Source organism: Mycobacterium sp. 3-98 (assembly GCF_035918355.1).
Classification (GTDB): Bacteria; Actinomycetota; Actinomycetes; order Mycobacteriales; family Mycobacteriaceae; genus Mycobacterium; species Mycobacterium intracellulare.
The window spans coordinates 4,078,229-4,092,554 of the sequence record NZ_CP142360.1; the positions used below are offsets into that span (position 1 = coordinate 4,078,229).

At 63.0% G+C, this 14,326-nt stretch carries 11 protein-coding genes and 1 pseudogene; 3 read left to right on the forward strand and 9 right to left on the reverse strand.

Going from position 1 to position 14,326, the window contains the following annotated elements; translation table 11 throughout:
- Window positions 1-24: 24 nt before the first annotated feature.
- The 6 genes from QGN30_RS19230 to QGN30_RS19255 are packed head-to-tail and all read right to left on the reverse strand — an operon-like array spanning window position 25 to window position 6,902.
- Complete coding sequence (locus QGN30_RS19230; protein ID WP_136244918.1) at window positions 25-1,371, reverse strand: virulence factor Mce family protein; 1,347 nt, start codon at window positions 1,369-1,371, stop codon at window positions 25-27.
- Window positions 1,368-2,693: an MCE family protein gene (locus tag QGN30_RS19235; RefSeq protein ID WP_014379507.1), complete on the reverse strand. Its 1,326-nt coding sequence runs from the start codon at window positions 2,691-2,693 to the stop codon at window positions 1,368-1,370. Before QGN30_RS19235 ends, QGN30_RS19230 begins: the two co-directional genes overlap by 4 nt.
- Entirely contained in the window at window positions 2,690-3,718 is a 1,029-nt protein-coding gene (locus tag QGN30_RS19240) for an MCE family protein (protein ID WP_009953715.1), read from the reverse strand. Before QGN30_RS19240 ends, QGN30_RS19235 begins: the two co-directional genes overlap by 4 nt.
- A gap of 38 nt (window positions 3,719-3,756) precedes the next feature.
- On the reverse strand, window positions 3,757-5,226 hold the full coding sequence (locus QGN30_RS19245; RefSeq protein ID WP_009953713.1) for an MCE family protein: 1,470 nt from the start codon (window positions 5,224-5,226) through the stop codon (window positions 3,757-3,759).
- Window positions 5,227-5,232: 6 nt separating this feature from the next.
- The gene (locus tag QGN30_RS19250) at window positions 5,233-6,081 is read right to left on the reverse strand and encodes an ABC transporter permease (protein WP_009953712.1); all 849 of its coding nucleotides are present in this window, start codon (window positions 6,079-6,081) and stop codon (window positions 5,233-5,235) included.
- Between the two features lie 32 nt (window positions 6,082-6,113).
- Complete coding sequence (locus QGN30_RS19255; RefSeq protein ID WP_009953710.1) at window positions 6,114-6,902, reverse strand: MlaE family ABC transporter permease; 789 nt, start codon at window positions 6,900-6,902, stop codon at window positions 6,114-6,116.
- 1,503 nt (window positions 6,903-8,405) lie between these two features.
- On the opposite strand from QGN30_RS19255, the gene QGN30_RS19260 reads away from it, so the two are divergent.
- Window positions 8,406-8,912: a TetR/AcrR family transcriptional regulator gene (locus QGN30_RS19260; protein ID WP_014379506.1), complete on the forward strand. Its 507-nt coding sequence runs from the start codon at window positions 8,406-8,408 to the stop codon at window positions 8,910-8,912.
- A gap of 280 nt (window positions 8,913-9,192) precedes the next feature.
- Window positions 9,193-9,651 carry a lipoprotein LpqH gene (locus QGN30_RS19265; protein WP_036390507.1) on the forward strand — a complete coding sequence of 153 codons (459 nt, stop codon included), beginning with the start codon at window positions 9,193-9,195 and terminating at the stop codon, window positions 9,649-9,651.
- An 81-nt stretch (window positions 9,652-9,732) separates the two neighbouring features.
- Here the strand turns inward: QGN30_RS19265 and QGN30_RS19270 are convergent, their stop codons facing one another.
- The 3 genes and pseudogenes from QGN30_RS19270 to QGN30_RS19280 all read right to left on the reverse strand — a co-directional run bounded on the left by QGN30_RS19270 (window position 9,733) and on the right by QGN30_RS19280 (window position 12,655).
- Window positions 9,733-10,404 (reverse strand): CAP domain-containing protein, encoded by a 672-nt coding sequence (locus QGN30_RS19270; RefSeq protein ID WP_026071529.1) that lies wholly within the window; start codon window positions 10,402-10,404, stop codon window positions 9,733-9,735.
- A gap of 316 nt (window positions 10,405-10,720) precedes the next feature.
- Window positions 10,721-10,893: pseudogene (locus QGN30_RS19275) on the reverse strand (D-aminoacylase); the annotation flags it as partial.
- A gap of 232 nt (window positions 10,894-11,125) precedes the next feature.
- On the reverse strand, window positions 11,126-12,655 hold the full coding sequence (locus QGN30_RS19280; RefSeq protein ID WP_014379501.1) for a CoA-acylating methylmalonate-semialdehyde dehydrogenase: 1,530 nt from the start codon (window positions 12,653-12,655) through the stop codon (window positions 11,126-11,128).
- Between the two features lie 253 nt (window positions 12,656-12,908).
- On the opposite strand from QGN30_RS19280, the gene QGN30_RS19285 reads away from it, so the two are divergent.
- The gene (locus tag QGN30_RS19285; protein WP_014379500.1) at window positions 12,909-14,315 is read left to right on the forward strand and encodes an adenylate/guanylate cyclase domain-containing protein; all 1,407 of its coding nucleotides are present in this window, start codon (window positions 12,909-12,911) and stop codon (window positions 14,313-14,315) included.
- The last annotated feature ends 11 nt before the right edge of the window (window positions 14,316-14,326 follow it).

Genomic DNA, 14,326 nt, shown 5'->3' on the forward strand with positions numbered 1-14,326 from the left:
CGCGACGCCGAAGTGGTGATCGGCTCATTGTCCACCTCCGGGCGGCATCATCATTCCGCGTAATCCCTCAGCCGGGTTCGTTGGCGCCGCTTGCGCAGGCGCCGGCGCATCCGCCGCCGGCGGCGGGGCTTCAGCCGGGGTCGCCCCGGCGGCCGGCGGTGCCGTGCCGTCTCCCGTTGGCGGGGAGTCAGGGTGCGGCGGAACATAATCCGGGCGCAGCCAGTCCTCGCTATAGGTGAGTTCATTGGGGCGCGCCGCGGCCCCGACGAAGAGATTTTCGCCCAGCGGCGGAAAATTCACTTGGCGGTTTTTAATGATCGGCGCCAGGTACTGCACACACAGCTTCGCTGATTCCTTGGCGCCTAGACGTGATGCGGCTTCTACTGCTCCACAAAGGAATTGGATCGTGTTAGCAAAGTTGTTGAAGGCCAGCGCACCGGTCAACGTCCCTTGTGCGGGTTGATAGATGTTGAGGAAGTTCTGAAAGGCCGTTGGCGCGGTATGCAGAATTTGCTTGACGTCGCCGAGGCTGTCGGTCACGGCTTGAGTCACTGACGCCAGTTTGTCCGACGTGGTACCCAGCGCGTCGCGGTTCTCGGCCACAAAGCCTCGGACGTCGCCAACCACGTCGTTGAGGTTGCGGACGGCATTGGCGACCTCGTTGGGGTCATTGGCGAGCAGACCGGTGACCTCGGCAAGGTTCTGATTCAGTTGTTGGAGCAGGTCGCTGCTGTCGTGCAGCGCGGAGACCAGAATGGACAGGTTTTTCACGGTGCTGAACAGGTCATTGCTATGGTCGCCGAGCGCTGAAATCGCCTGCGAAAGTTCGATGACCGTCTTACGGATGTCTGGGCCTTGGCCTCGCAAGTTGTCGGCCGCGGTGTTGATGAACGCCCCCAAGGTGCTGGTTCCACCCGGTGCGGTCGGCTGCAGCACCTGCGTCAGCTTCTCCAGCTGCTGGCGGAAGTCGTCATACTCCACCGGCACCGCGGTACGTTGCTGCGGGATCACCGCATGGTCGGCCAGTGCAGGGCCGCCCGTATAGGCGGGGGTCAACTGGATGGACCGGGGCGTCACCAGCGACGGCGAGAGGATGGCAGCTTTGACGTCAGCGGGAACCTTATATTTGTCGTTGAGCCAGAAGGTGATTCGCACACGGTCCGGTTCCGGTTCGATTTTCTCGATCTTGCCGACCGGCACACCGAGAATAACGACGCTGTCACCGTTGTAGAGGCCAGTGCTGTTGGCGAAGTATCCGACGACGGTGGTGCGACCGACCCCTGCAGCCGACCGCACCACGGTGACGATTCCGCCGAGCAGTACCGCTGTGAGAGCGATGGCCACACCGATCCTCGCGCTGCGGGGACTCATCGTCCCTCACCCCCTTCGCCCGGCTGTGCGGGCCCCGGCAACGGTGCTGACTGCCCCGCGCCTTGACCCGGCTGCGCGGGTGGCCCTGGCGGCGGCCCACCGGGGGGCGGCGCGGGAAGGGGCTCCCGGTAGGGGTAGCAGCCGGGCCCCGACGAGGCTGCGCCGGGAGAACCGCACGGATGGTCGCCCGGATTGCCGGTGATGGCGTCGGGCAGCGTCATTCGCGGTTCCCCGCCCTGACCGGTCCGCGGGAACGGCATCGGCAGCGGCGGTGTCGCTGGCTGGCCAACCTGCGGGTCGGCGCGTTGACTGGGCAGCAACACATTCGGGTCCAGGCCGAGGTCGGAGAACGCCGCATCGATGAACGGCTGCACAAACTGTCCGGGGAAAAGGTTTACGACATAGGCCTTGAAGAAGGGCCCGGACGACACTGATTCCCCCAGGCCCAAGGCGTACTTGTTGAGCCCGACGAGCGCCTTCTGGACGTTCTCCTTGCGGTTGTCGACGATCGCCAGCACACTGTTGAGCTTGTCGAGGGCCGGCTTCAGCGTGTCGCGGTTCTCGGCGATGAAGCCTTTGAGTTGGCGGGCCAGCGCAGCAAGATTGTTGGAAATCTGCTCCAGCGCGCTGCTTTGGCTTCTCAGTTGCCTCAAAAGGGCGTTGGTGTCGCGGACGAGCTTGGCCACTTCGTCGCTGCGCTTTGCCAGCACTGTGGTCGCCTTATTGGCGTTACTCAGCAGGGTCCGCAACTGGCCGTCGCGTTCATCCAGGGTTTGCGAGAAGCGCGCCACCCCCTGCACCGCGGCCTTCAGGTCGGGCGGGGTGTCGGTGAAGGTGTTGGCTAGCACTGCAAGCGATTTCGACAGCTGGTCGGTGTTAAGACCGCTGATCGTCGCGGTGAGGTCGCCTAGCGCGTCAGGCAGCTGGTAGGCAGATGTGGTCCGCTGCTGCGGGATCGGTCCGGTCAGCTGCCCCTCGCCACGAGGGCTGACCTCGAGGACCTTGCTGCCCAGCACGGTCCGCAATTTGATCGCTGCCTCGGTGCGCTCACCGAGGCGGAGATTGCTGGCGACGGTGAACGTGACCAGCACGCGCGGTCCGTCCAACTCGACGCTGTCGACCTGCCCGACCCGGTAACCCGATATCTGCACGTGGTTACCGGGCTCCAGGCCGCCCGCTTCGGCGAAGTATGCCGAATACGTTCTGTCGCTATGGAAAAACGGCAGCTTGTCGTAGTTCAGGGACACCAACATGAGTGTAAAAACCGCGCCCAGGCCGATGGCGCCGATGATGAACGGATTGCGTTCGGAGAACGTTTTCATCGCGGCGTGCACCTGCCGCTGGCCTGGCCGGCCACCTTGACGTACACCGGCTGGCCGCCCTTGCCGTTGAGCTTGAGCACGATGTCACACAGGTAGAAGCTGAAGAAGTCTCCGTATAAGCCTTGCCGGTTCAGTATCTTGAAGGCGTCGGGCCAGTGGTCGAGGTACTTTTCGAGCCACTCGCGGTCGGCCAGCATGGTCCCCGCGGTGCGATCTGCCTCGTGCACCACCTTTTTCACCGGCGGGCGGGCTTGGGCCAGTAGATCGGTGATCGACCCGGCGGCGGCGTTCGCGTACGCCACGCCATTGCTGATGTCCTGCTTGCGGGCTTCAAGGCCTGCTACCAGTTCGGAGAGGGAGTCGACGGCACGGGCGAACTGACCGCTTTGGCCGCCGAGCGAACCGAGCACGGTGTTCAAGTTGACGATGACCTGACCGATCAGGTGGTCGCGGTCGGCCAAGGTGTTGGTGAGTGCGGCGGCCTGGGTGAGAAATGAGCCAATCGTGCCGCCCTGACCTTGGAAGGCCGCGATCAGCTGCCCGGTCAGCTTGTTGACCTGGTCTGGGTCCAGCGCCCGGAACAGTGGCCGGAAACCGCCTATCAACGCGTCCAGATCGAGTGCCGGTTCGGTACGGGCTAGGGGGATGGTCGCGCCTGGACTGAGTCGCCTGATGTTGCCCGCTCCCTCTTCGAGTGCCACGTACCTACCGCCGGTGAGGTCGGCGAAACGGATGGCGGCCCTGGTGCCCTCGGTGAGCACGACCTTTTCTGCTGCGGTGAATTCGACGAGGACCGTGGAGTCGGGCTCGACGGTGATGTTCTTGACTTTGCCGACCTCGACACCGGCGATACGGACGAAGTTTCCGCCCTCCAACCCCGACACGTTCGCGAACTGCGCTTTGTAGGTCTTCTCGGACTGGAAGCGCAGCTGCCCGAACAGGGCGACCAGCGTGAACATGCCCAGGACAGAGACGACGACATAGATGGCGAGGCGCCACAGTGTCCCGGTGAGGTTCTCTTTCATGTCTGCCCTCCCCTAACTCTTCTCAACGCGGTGGGCAGTCATGGCCCCGGGACATTTGGTGGCGGTGGCAGCGGTTCGCACACCTGGTTGAGGACGCCGCAGGTCGGTTGGATCGCCCCCGGCACTGGCGGCGTGAACGGTTCCGACCCCGCAGGCGGCGGGCCGGGATCTCGCGGTCGTCCCGGCGGAGGCGCGGGCGGCAACCCCGGATACAGCGGCGTTCCATCCGGCGCGTACTGCTGCGCTCCGTACGGTGGCGCACCCGGGTACGGAATCGGACCAGGTGCCGTCCCTCCCGGATGGCGAAGGCTGGGCGGCTGCGGTGTTCCACGGGTGGCCGGCAGGTAGTCGACGTATCCGGGGAAACCGATGCCGGGGTTGGGTCGCATGTCCAGGCCGCGCCCCCACCCGGTGTTGGTGACGAGGTAGCGCAGCGGGAAGTTCTTGGACACGTCGGGTAACGCTCCGCAGCCGGGCTGTCCCCCGGGGCCGCCTTTGGCTCCGTTGATCGGGAGGTTGTCAGGGTATCGGTACGCCTCGTCACCAAGCAGCAAGGCGACGTCGAGTGTGACCGAGTACCCGTTGTGGCCGCCCGATACGTCGCCGAAAAACTCGGCGTCGTACTTGGAGCCGACCAGCGTGCAGGTCAGTTCGGGGTTGTACTTCATCAGCAGCCGCGTGGTCGACTCGAGCAAGTTGACGCCGTGCACGAGGTTGTCTTTGTTCGGGCCGATCAAACCGATGCCGCTGTGGGAGAGTCCAACGACGTTGAGCAGCAGTGAGTCCAGGGCCTGAGCATTGTTGCTGACGGTGGCGCTGGTGGTGCTGGCCGCATCGAGCACCGTAACGATGTCGTGTGCGGCGGAGCTGTAGGTGTCGCTGAATCCTTTGAGTGCGCGAAAGTCGGCCCGGATCGTCTCGCTGCGGGGATTGATCGCCTCGAGGACTTCGTTGAGGTCGGTGGTCGCCTCACCGAGGGCCTCCCCTTTGCCGCGCAACCCGTCGCCCAGCGCGGTGAGTACGGCGTTCAGCTTGGGGGTGTCGACCTGGTTGAGCACCGCGACAAGGTTCTGGAACACGGTGTTGACCTCGGTCGTCACGTTGCGTGATCGCACGACAGCGCCCGCCGCCAGGCGTCTGGGGCTCGGGCTTTCAGGTATCTGAAGATCGACGTATTTGCCCCCGAACGCCGTGGTGGCGGTGATCTGGGCGCTTACGTTGGCCGGGATGTATTGGAGCTGCTCGGGGTAGAGCTCCAGCCGCAGCGTCACGGGATCGCCCGAGTGAATCGAGGTAACCCGGCCGACCTGAACGCCGCGCAACTTCACCTTGGCGCCGGGTTCCATGATGAGACCGGAGCGGTCGGCGGTGAGGGTCACCCTCGCATAGGGCCTCAGGTCTCTGTTGAACGCCGCTACCGTGAGCACGACCAGGCCGGTGATCGTGCCAAGGAGGATGAGAGTCCACAGCGCCGGGGGAAGGCCGGCTTCACGTTGCATCTTCTTCATCGCGTGCTATCCAGACAGGTTGAAGTTGCCGGACACGCCGTAGGCGGCCATTGCCACCGCCAACTGCACCGTTACCGCCACGACCAGTGAGGCGCGCACCGAGCGGCCGACAGCTTCGCCGACGCCGGCTGGGCCGCCGGTCGCGTTGAAACCGTAGTAGGTGTGTACCAGCATCACGACCGTTGCCGTCGCTATCACTTGCAGCAGTGACCAGATCAAGTCGGTGGGCTGCAGGTAGGTGTTGAAATAGTGGTCATAGACCCCGGGTGCCTGCCCGAAGGCGACGACCACCAGCGTTCGCGTCGCCAGATATCCGGCCAGCGAGGACAGGCACCACAAAGGAACGGTAACCAGCACGCCGGCTACGATTCGCGTTGATGCCAGGTAGCTGATCGCGCGGATGCCCATCACTTCCAGAGCGTCGATCTCCTCGTTGATGCGCATAGCTCCCAGCTGTGCGGTGGCTCCGGCGCCGATAGTCGCGGCAAGCCCGATGGCCGAGGTCAGCGGCGCGGCGAAACGGGTGTTGAGGTAGGCCGAGGCGAAACCGCTCAAAGCCTCCACGCCCACATCGGACAGTGATCGGTAGAGCTGGATACCGATGAACGCTCCGGTCGACATGACCAGTGTGGTGACGACCACCACGGTCCCGCCGATGATGGCCAGCGCACCGATCCCCAGACTCATAGTGGCGATCAGGCGCAGCGTCTCAGCCTTATAGCGGGCGACCGCATCCCACACCAGACTCAGCGCCTTGACGTAGAACGCGGTTTGGCTTCCCAGCCGATTCCAGCCGGCGACCAAGCGGTGCAGGGTGATCGACAATCGTGCCAACCGCGGCGGTGCGGGAATCACGCTTGTCGGGCGGTGTCGGGCGGGGGCCGCGGTCACATCGTCACCTTCGTGCCGACCGCGACTAGCACGACGTTGATCACGAACAACGCCATGAACGTGTACACCACGGTTTCATTGACCGCGTTGCCGACACCTTGGGGTCCCCCACCAACCGTGACGCCCTTGTAGCAGGCGATGGTCCCAGCAACCAGGCCGAACAAAGCCGCCTTGAAGAAGGCGATGGCCACGTCGGCGATCTTGACCAGTAGCGTCAGGCTCGCCGCCCAGGCACCCGGAGTGACGTGCTGAAAGTAGACCGAGAAGAAGAAACTGCCGACCAACCCGACGATGGTGTTGATCGAGTTGAGCAACAACCCGTTGAGGCAGAGCGCCAAGACCCTGGGTACCAGCAGTCGCTGCACTGGGTTGATCCCCATCACCCGCATCGCGTCGAGCTCTTCGCGGATGGTCCGAGCACCCAGGTCAGCACAAATCGCAGTAGCGCCGGTACCCGCAACGACCAGCACCGTGGTTATCGGGCCGATGTATGCCACGCTCGCCAACGCAGCCCCAGCACCTGATGCGTCGGCGGCGCCGATCTCCACGAGCAGAACGTTGATGATGAAGACGCTGAGCGCGTTGAACGGAATCGACAACAAGATCGTCGGGGCGATCGACACCCGAGCCACGAACCACGCCTGATGGATGAATTCGCGCCAAGCAAACGGCGGGCGCACCAGCTGCGTGAAGATGTCGAGGGTCAATGCGAAGTAGCTGCCTACCTCGCGTAGCGGCTTGCCGGCAACGGCCAGCCGAGCGGTTCCCGGAGACTCGACCACCACGCCCTCCTCTGGCGGAGCGGTCAAGGCGGGAATAGGTGCTGTGTCCGCGACTACCACTAGCGCACTCGTTTGTAACCAGTCGGAGCCGACATTAGACGATGAATCCTCCCCGGCAGCGGTACGACGTGCTGCTCCCTTTCGAAACGGTGTGGCCCAGAGCACAGCGGGACGCTACACCATTACATTAAGGCAAGGCAACATCGACGAACGCCATTTTGGACAAACCGGCGAAGTGACGTGAGCGCAACTGCGGTGGTTTGCTGTGGGTTCCGACAATTTTGGCTGAAATGTCGCAATACCCGCAAACGGGAGGGCCGTGTCAGGTTGGCTCGCTACACCCGTGTCGAACAGCACAGCACCCATCAGACCTCGTAGATATCGCAAGGGCCAGGTGATCGGCCGCATCGGCCAGGGCTGGACGCTCCCGCGCCCAGCATCACCCGCATCGCGACCAGTCCAGGGCCATAAAGTTTGCTACGAACTACACTATTTGACCATAAATTAGGAATGGTATCCAGGAACTGCGCGCTATACGTTCGCAGATCTATCTACAGTAATCACCTTAACTGAGTTCATTCCAGACGGTAAACAGTAGTATTTATTGCAGAGCAGGATGCTTAAACGTCGTTTCTTATTGCGCACCGGAATCAATAAAGGGATTGCGACGTAAATCGGCTCACTGAAGTACGGATACATCCCTTGCATTTCCACCATCGCAGCCCGCCGCTGAGCGGGATCGAGTGCACACCGGCGCGTCTCCATATCCCAGGCCCGCACAGAGCGCGTCGAGCCACCGGTGGGGTCCTGAGCTGCACTTACCGCAAGGTAGGGCTACGAATTTTCTGGCGTCAGCGCGACCCTTAACACTCCGGGCGAAAACTTGTTCACGCGGGTATACCAGCATGGGTCAACACCAACCCCCGCATGCGTGGCAATTAATCGCCGATCTTGACTAACCGACCTCTCGCCTGAGCCTTACTCTGTAGCGCGGATGGCAGTGATCCAGCGCACAAAAGGGGCTGACAGAAGTGACGGTTAAAGCTAAATAGTTATCTATATATCGGTTTGTATCGTTAGCTCATTATTCGGAGCATTACTGGAGAATCTCGAGGGAACTCTGCACTGCTGAGCCGCAGTGAGTCAGGTGCGCTGCCGGACAGTTGCTACCCGGTTAACTGGTCGGGGGTAGAGCCCGGCTCATCTGGATGTGGGCTTGCCCCATCGCCGAGATTCCGGGCAGCCGCCAAGGCCGGTTGAGCTTCACTCGCCGGGAACAACCGGTGGCGCCGCCACCTCTCGCAGCGCAGTTAAACCGCCAGCGAGTCCTCGCCGAGACATTCGCATCGCGTCACCGACACAGCTGCGAGGCCGTAGTGTGCTGGTGTGACCGCCCAATCCAGAGGCCGTCGCCCGAGGCCAGCCGGGGCGGACTCGCCGGCAGATGATGAGGCGCGCGAACGGTTGCTGACCGCGGCCGATTCCTGCTACTCGGATAAGGGGCCTGTGCGCACCCGGATGGGCGACATCGCCCGGCGCGCTGGCGTGCACCGGTCGACGGTGTACTACTACTTCCCGAGCAAGGACGCTCTGCTGGCGGCCTCCTTCATGCGAGTGCTCACCGTTACCCTGCACGCCGTTGAACAATGTTGGCAGACTGACGAGCCCTTCCTGACTCAGCTCGTCGCCGCATGCATGCGGGGAATCGACATCGCCCGTGGCTCACCGGTGATGCGATCACTAGTCGACGACCATCAAGCCGTCGGCGCTGCCTATCATGCCGCCGAAGGTTCCGAGTTGTGGCGAGCCAAGCTCGCTGACGCGCTGGTGCGGCGCCTCGAGGCTGCTGCCGCTGTCGGCGATATTCGCCGAGATGTCCCGGCTGACACCCTCGCCCGCTGGATCGTCCGCATCAACTTCAGCCTTATCGCGGAGCCCGCCGACCCCGATGACGGTGGTGATGAGGGCGTACTGCGCAACTTGCTCGTCGCCTCGCTAACCCCTCGGCGATAGCCTCTCGCCGAGATCAAGTCACGGCTGCACTGGCTACACCGTCAGCTCTTCAATCTTGTTGTCCTCGTTAAGAGGACGCGCAATCGACCACGATGACGGCTGATCACCGACCCACAGACGAAAACGGTTGTCGACGAATACATCGCGATAGCCGTGACCACGATGCCAAAGTCGGATATCGTTGTTTTGACCAAGCCGACCGCTCGCCGCACCGGGCAAGCCGACGCCGAAATCCAGCGGTGGCGACCTTGCTCTAATTCGGAGTCGGGATGGCGGCGAGATGAAATGGGGTGCGCTCGTGCAGAAGCGGTTCCGCAACGCATCCGCGATCGTCGTGATAACAGCAAGTGTCGGTGCATGTTCGTCAACGCCCCGCGCAGCCGCACCTCCGGGAACATTGCCCCCAGAAACCGCACAGGTGACGATCAACGATCATGCCCTTCCGGAGACCCACGCTGTGAAGTGCATTCCGATGGGATCACTCACTGCGGTTACTATCGGTGACACAGCGGCAGGCACAAAAGCGTTTATTTCCAACGGAAGTGCGCTGACCGCCAAGTCGGTCAACATCAGCGACCTGGGCGGCTTCACCGGCGGCTACGCCGAAGACCTCCAGGGCGCCGCCGATGTAGCCCTGCACGGATACACCTACACCATCCGGGGACGTGCCGAGGGCTTTGACACCGATAATCCCAGCCTGAAGGCAACCGACACGTTCATAATCAAGGTCGCGTGTTAACGCGACCTTGCGACCTATGGCCGGATTACATTGATGTGCGGGCTTTTGACCCGCGTTTGCTACCGATAGACGAATCTCGCTCTACTGCGGAGGATTGCCCGGCGGCGGGTACACGCCCCTCAGGATCCACGGGAACCAGTTGAGACCGAACTGGAGTTCATCGCTGGCGTCATAGTCAGGACTGGGATCGAGCGGAATGTTCTGCCCATCGGTGTTCAGTGGTGTTGCTCCCCGTCCCGAGGGATCGGCTTGTGGCTGTCCGTAGACCGCAACCACGACCGTACGATCCGGACTGTTCAGCGACCAAACCCCCATCTGGCTGTTCGCACAGCTGGACATGATCTTGAAATAGTCGGGGTTGTAGTACCACCGGTTGATTAAGTCATTGCCGCTGATCGCGATTGACTGATTGATCGCCACCGTCTCGGCCACCGGGCCATGGAAACCAGCCGCGTTGGCGCGGTCTTGTGGGCTAGACCCGTCCGAACCGATGTCACCATCGAGGGCCCGGTTGTTCAACAAATCCTGGGTGTGTCGCTGCGCAGCGGCTTGCAGCTGGGGGCTGATTCTCACGTCGTTATTGCAGCCTGCTTGATGCTGCACGGTGAAGACGTTGGCGACGACACTGTCATTGAGCCGCTTGTTGTTCGGTATGAGCGTGTTGTTGTCATTGTCCGCATGCGCGACGGGACTGCTCAACAGAGCGCCGGCGGTAACAACCAAGGCAGGCAGCCGGTGCGGCCGACGTTGCATGTCCAAGTCCTCCTTGTTAGCCACCCAGCGGTGGTCGACGGTGCTGTGCGGCGGACGCGCTGCGACCGAGTGCCGGCCTGGCTGATCGGATCGCCTCAGCTAGCCGTTGCAGGACCGAAACGAGCCTGACATGCATGTAGGCTACCCACGACGCCGCGAAGTCGTCTAGAGGTTTTATTACTTAAATGAATATCTATTTAAGCACTTGTCTGTGCCAGCTGCGATCCCGACTGGCGAGGCGGGCTAAACAATGTTGTCATCGGCACGAGGCGTCCGCTCGATGCCAGGATTACCTTGCGAGCAGCTCAGATGCTGTGGTGTGCAGGTCAATGAACCCGGGCGTGACCAACAGGCTTGCCGCATCGATCTCACGCGTGCCCATACATCGACCGAACCAACCGCCACGATGACACCACCACGCACCGCGACATAACCCCGCTCGGGCACTCCCCTCGAACCGTCAACGATCGAGCCGTTCCGGATCACCAGATCCGTAACTCATTAACCAGCTCTCTCTTATCATTGTCCCGCAACCGATTTCGAATCCGCAATCGTTACGCGGCACCGATTCCATGGCCCGTGGTAGGCCGAGTAGTGCCGCGGCTTCGGCGCTGGTGGTAGCCTGCCGGCCGGCTGCGGCGGCCGCCTCGACGGCCTCCGTCACCAGTTCGAGGTTGAAAGTTGCTCGGTTGATTGAAAGTGGTTACTTACAAGGGCTCGCCTAATTCATGGTCGGAATGCTGAATTCGGCGCCGTCCTTGATGCCGGACGGCCACCGCGACGTCACGGTTTTGGTCTTGGTGTAGAAGGTGATCGACGAGGGGCCGTGCTGGTTGAGGTCGCCGAAGCCCGAACGCTTCCAGCCGCCGAAGGTGTGGTAGGCCACCGGCACCGGGATCGGCACGTTGACACCGACCATGCCGACCTGCACGCGGGCGACGAAGTCGCGGGCGGCGTCGCCGTCGCGGGTGAAAACCGCCACGCCGTTGCCGTATTCGTGCTCGGACGGCAGCCGCAGCGCCTCCTCGTAGTCGTGCGCCCTTACGATGCACAGCACGGGACCGAAGATCTCGTCGGTGTAGATCGACATGTCCGGTGTGACGTGGTCGAACAGGGTGGGGCCGATGAAGAAGCCGCGTTCGAGGTTGGCGTCACCGAAAGCCAGGTCGTCGCTGGCGCGTTCGCGGCCGTCGATGACCAGTTCGGCTCCCGCGTCCACGCCCTGGGCGATGTAGTCGCGCACCCGCGCCACGGCGGCCTCGGTCACCAGCGGGCCGTAGTCGGCCTTGGGGTCCAGGCTGTGGCCCACGCGCAGGTTGTTGACCCGCTCGATCAGCCGGGCGCGCAGCCGGTCGGCGGTCTGGTCACCGACCGGGACCGCCACGCTGATCGCCATGCAGCGCTCGCCGGCGCTGCCGTAGCCGGCCCCGATCAGGGCGTCGACGGCCTGATCCAGATCGGCGTCGGGCATCACGATCATGTGGTTCTTGGCGCCGCCGAAGCACTGCGCACGCTTGCCGGTGGCCGCGGCCCCGGCGTAGATGTACTGGGCGATCTCGGAGCTGCCGACGAACCCGACCGCCTGGATGTCGGGGTGGTTCAGGATGGCATCGACGGCCTCTTTGTCGCCGTGCACCACCTGGAACACCCCGGGCGGCAGGCCCGCCTCCACAAAGAGCTCGGCCAGCCGCACCGGCACCGAGGGGTCCCGCTCGCTGGGCTTGAGCACGAACGCGTTGCCGCAGGCCAGCGCCGGGCCGGCCTTCCACAGCGGGATCATCGCCGGGAAGTTGAACGGGGTGATGCCGGCGACCACGCCCAGGGGCTGGCGCAGCGAGTAGACGTCGATGCCCGGGCCGGCGCCCTCGCTGTATTCGCCCTTGAGCAGGTGCGGGATGCCGATGCAGAACTCGATGACCTCGATGCCGCGCTGGATGTCGCCCTTGGCGTCGGCCAGTGTCTTGCCGTGCTCGCGGGACAGCAGTTCGGCCAGCTCGTCGTTGTGCTTGTTGACCAGCTCGATGAAGCGCATCATCACCCGCGCGCGCCGCTGGGGATTTGTTGCAGCCCAACCCTTTTGGGCCTCGACGGCCGATACCACCGCGGCATCGATGTCGGCCTGGCCGGCCATCGGCACCGTCGCCTGAACACCCCCGGTGCTGGGGTCGAAGACGTCAGCGCTGCGACCGGACTGCCCGGTGGTGCGCTGCCCATCGATGAAGTGCGGAATCAGCGTCGTGTGCGCAGTCATTCAGTCTTGTCCTGGCCTCGTCATGGGTTTTAACGTGCGCGAAGTTTGGATACCTACGAAGTAGAACAATTAATGCTGTTTATGGTAGTCGTTAGATGCGTTAAACGGAAGTGACGGTCTACCAGTGGAATCATCCTATCCTCCATGGCTGTCAATCCGGACTCCCGGGCGCAAAGCTGCAATTCGTCTTGGGCTCAGTTATGCGGCTGCGCTGACCTCCGCGCACCTCCTGGCCGCCGGCGCAGTCTCTTTGATGATCGTCTCGCTCACCCGTAACCGCGGCGGGGACCCCGGCATCCTCTCCAGCAGAAAGAACCTGATTGCTGTGTGCGGTCTGGTCGCAATCTCGGCAACCGTCGGTGGTGTGGCCGGTGTCTTGAATATGGTTCCGTCCTTCCGTTGGTTCGCCGATGGCGCCGAACCAACGCCCGCTCAACAGCGCGCGGCTATGCGCATAGCCGCCCGCCAGACCGTCGTCCAGTTCGGCATCTGGGCTGTCGGCGGCGCAGTGTTGGTTCTGGTCAACTTTCACGCCGGCGGCGCCGTCGCCTGCGTGATTGGTACCGCCATTCTGTTCGGGGGTGCGGCCACCGCCTCCATGGGCTATCTGATAACTCAACGCATCCTGCGGCCCATCCTGGCGGCGTCAATGAAGACCGCCGAACCCTCTAGCGAAATGCCGGGGGTACTTGCACGAGTGATGATTACGTGGGTCCTCTTTAGTGCATTACCCATCGCTGGAATCGCATTGATCGTCTTGTCGCGCTCCAACGGGTGGCTTGTGCCGAAGTCAGCGCCAATCGAAACACCGGTTCTGGTGCTCGCTGTGGCATCCCTCGCCTTGGGGTTTCGCGCGATGATCTTGGTTGCCCGGTCAATCTCGGACCCAGTTCGTGAAGTCGTCATCGCCATGACCGAGGTGGAGCACGGCCATGGCGGGGCGCTCGTCGAGGTGTATGAGCCCTCCGAAATCGGACGACTCCAGGTCGGATTCAACCGGATGGTGGCAGGCCTTGAGGAAAGGGAACGCCTCCGGGACCTCTTCGGGCGCCACGTGGGCGCAGACGTGGCACGCCAGGCACTTCAACACGATGGCTCCCTATCGGGTGACGTCCGCGATGTCGCCGTACTCTTCGTCGATCTGGTGGGGTCAACGGCGATCGCCGCCGGCCGGCGGCCCGAGGAAGTCGCGAGCATCCTGAACGACTTCTTCCGCATAGTGGTCGCGGCCGTGCACCAGCAGCACGGCCTGATCAATAAGTTCGAAGGCGACGCGGTCCTGGCCGTGTTCGGAGCACCCATCGACATTGATGAACCGGCTTCGGCGGCGCTCGCGACGGCACGCGCGCTCGGCACGGAACTGAGGGCGCTGCCACTGGTGGACTTCGGTATCGGAGTGGCCGCCGGTGCGGTATTCGCAGGCAATATCGGCGCGGAGAACCGCTACGAATACACGGTCATTGGAGACGCCGTCAACGAGGCCGCACGCTTGGCTGATCACGCCAAGCAATGGGACTCCAGAATTCTGGCGTCGGGTAGCGCACTCGCTCTAGCCCAGGTGTTGGAACGGGAGCACTGGGCAACGCGCGGTTCGGCGTGGCTTCGAGGCCGATCGGCAATGACCGAACTGGCCGAGCCGCTGTTCGATGATGTCGTTTAGCATTCGCTGGC

Coding starts and splice junctions, on each gene's coding strand:
- QGN30_RS19265 (WP_036390507.1), top strand. CDS start 9,193: ATGAAATGGGGTGCGCTCGTGCAGAAGCGGTTCCGCAACGCATCCGCG.
- QGN30_RS19280 (WP_014379501.1), bottom strand. CDS start 12,655: ATGACTGCGCACACGACGCTGATTCCGCACTTCATCGATGGGCAGCGC.
- QGN30_RS19245 (WP_009953713.1), bottom strand. CDS start 5,226: ATGAAGAAGATGCAACGTGAAGCCGGCCTTCCCCCGGCGCTGTGGACT.
- QGN30_RS19270 (WP_026071529.1), bottom strand. CDS start 10,404: ATGCAACGTCGGCCGCACCGGCTGCCTGCCTTGGTTGTTACCGCCGGC.
- QGN30_RS19235 (WP_014379507.1), bottom strand. CDS start 2,693: ATGAAAACGTTCTCCGAACGCAATCCGTTCATCATCGGCGCCATCGGC.
- QGN30_RS19285 (WP_014379500.1), top strand. CDS start 12,909: ATGATCGTCTCGCTCACCCGTAACCGCGGCGGGGACCCCGGCATCCTC.
- QGN30_RS19240 (WP_009953715.1), bottom strand. CDS start 3,718: ATGAAAGAGAACCTCACCGGGACACTGTGGCGCCTCGCCATCTATGTC.
- QGN30_RS19230 (WP_136244918.1), bottom strand. CDS start 1,371: ATGAGTCCCCGCAGCGCGAGGATCGGTGTGGCCATCGCTCTCACAGCG.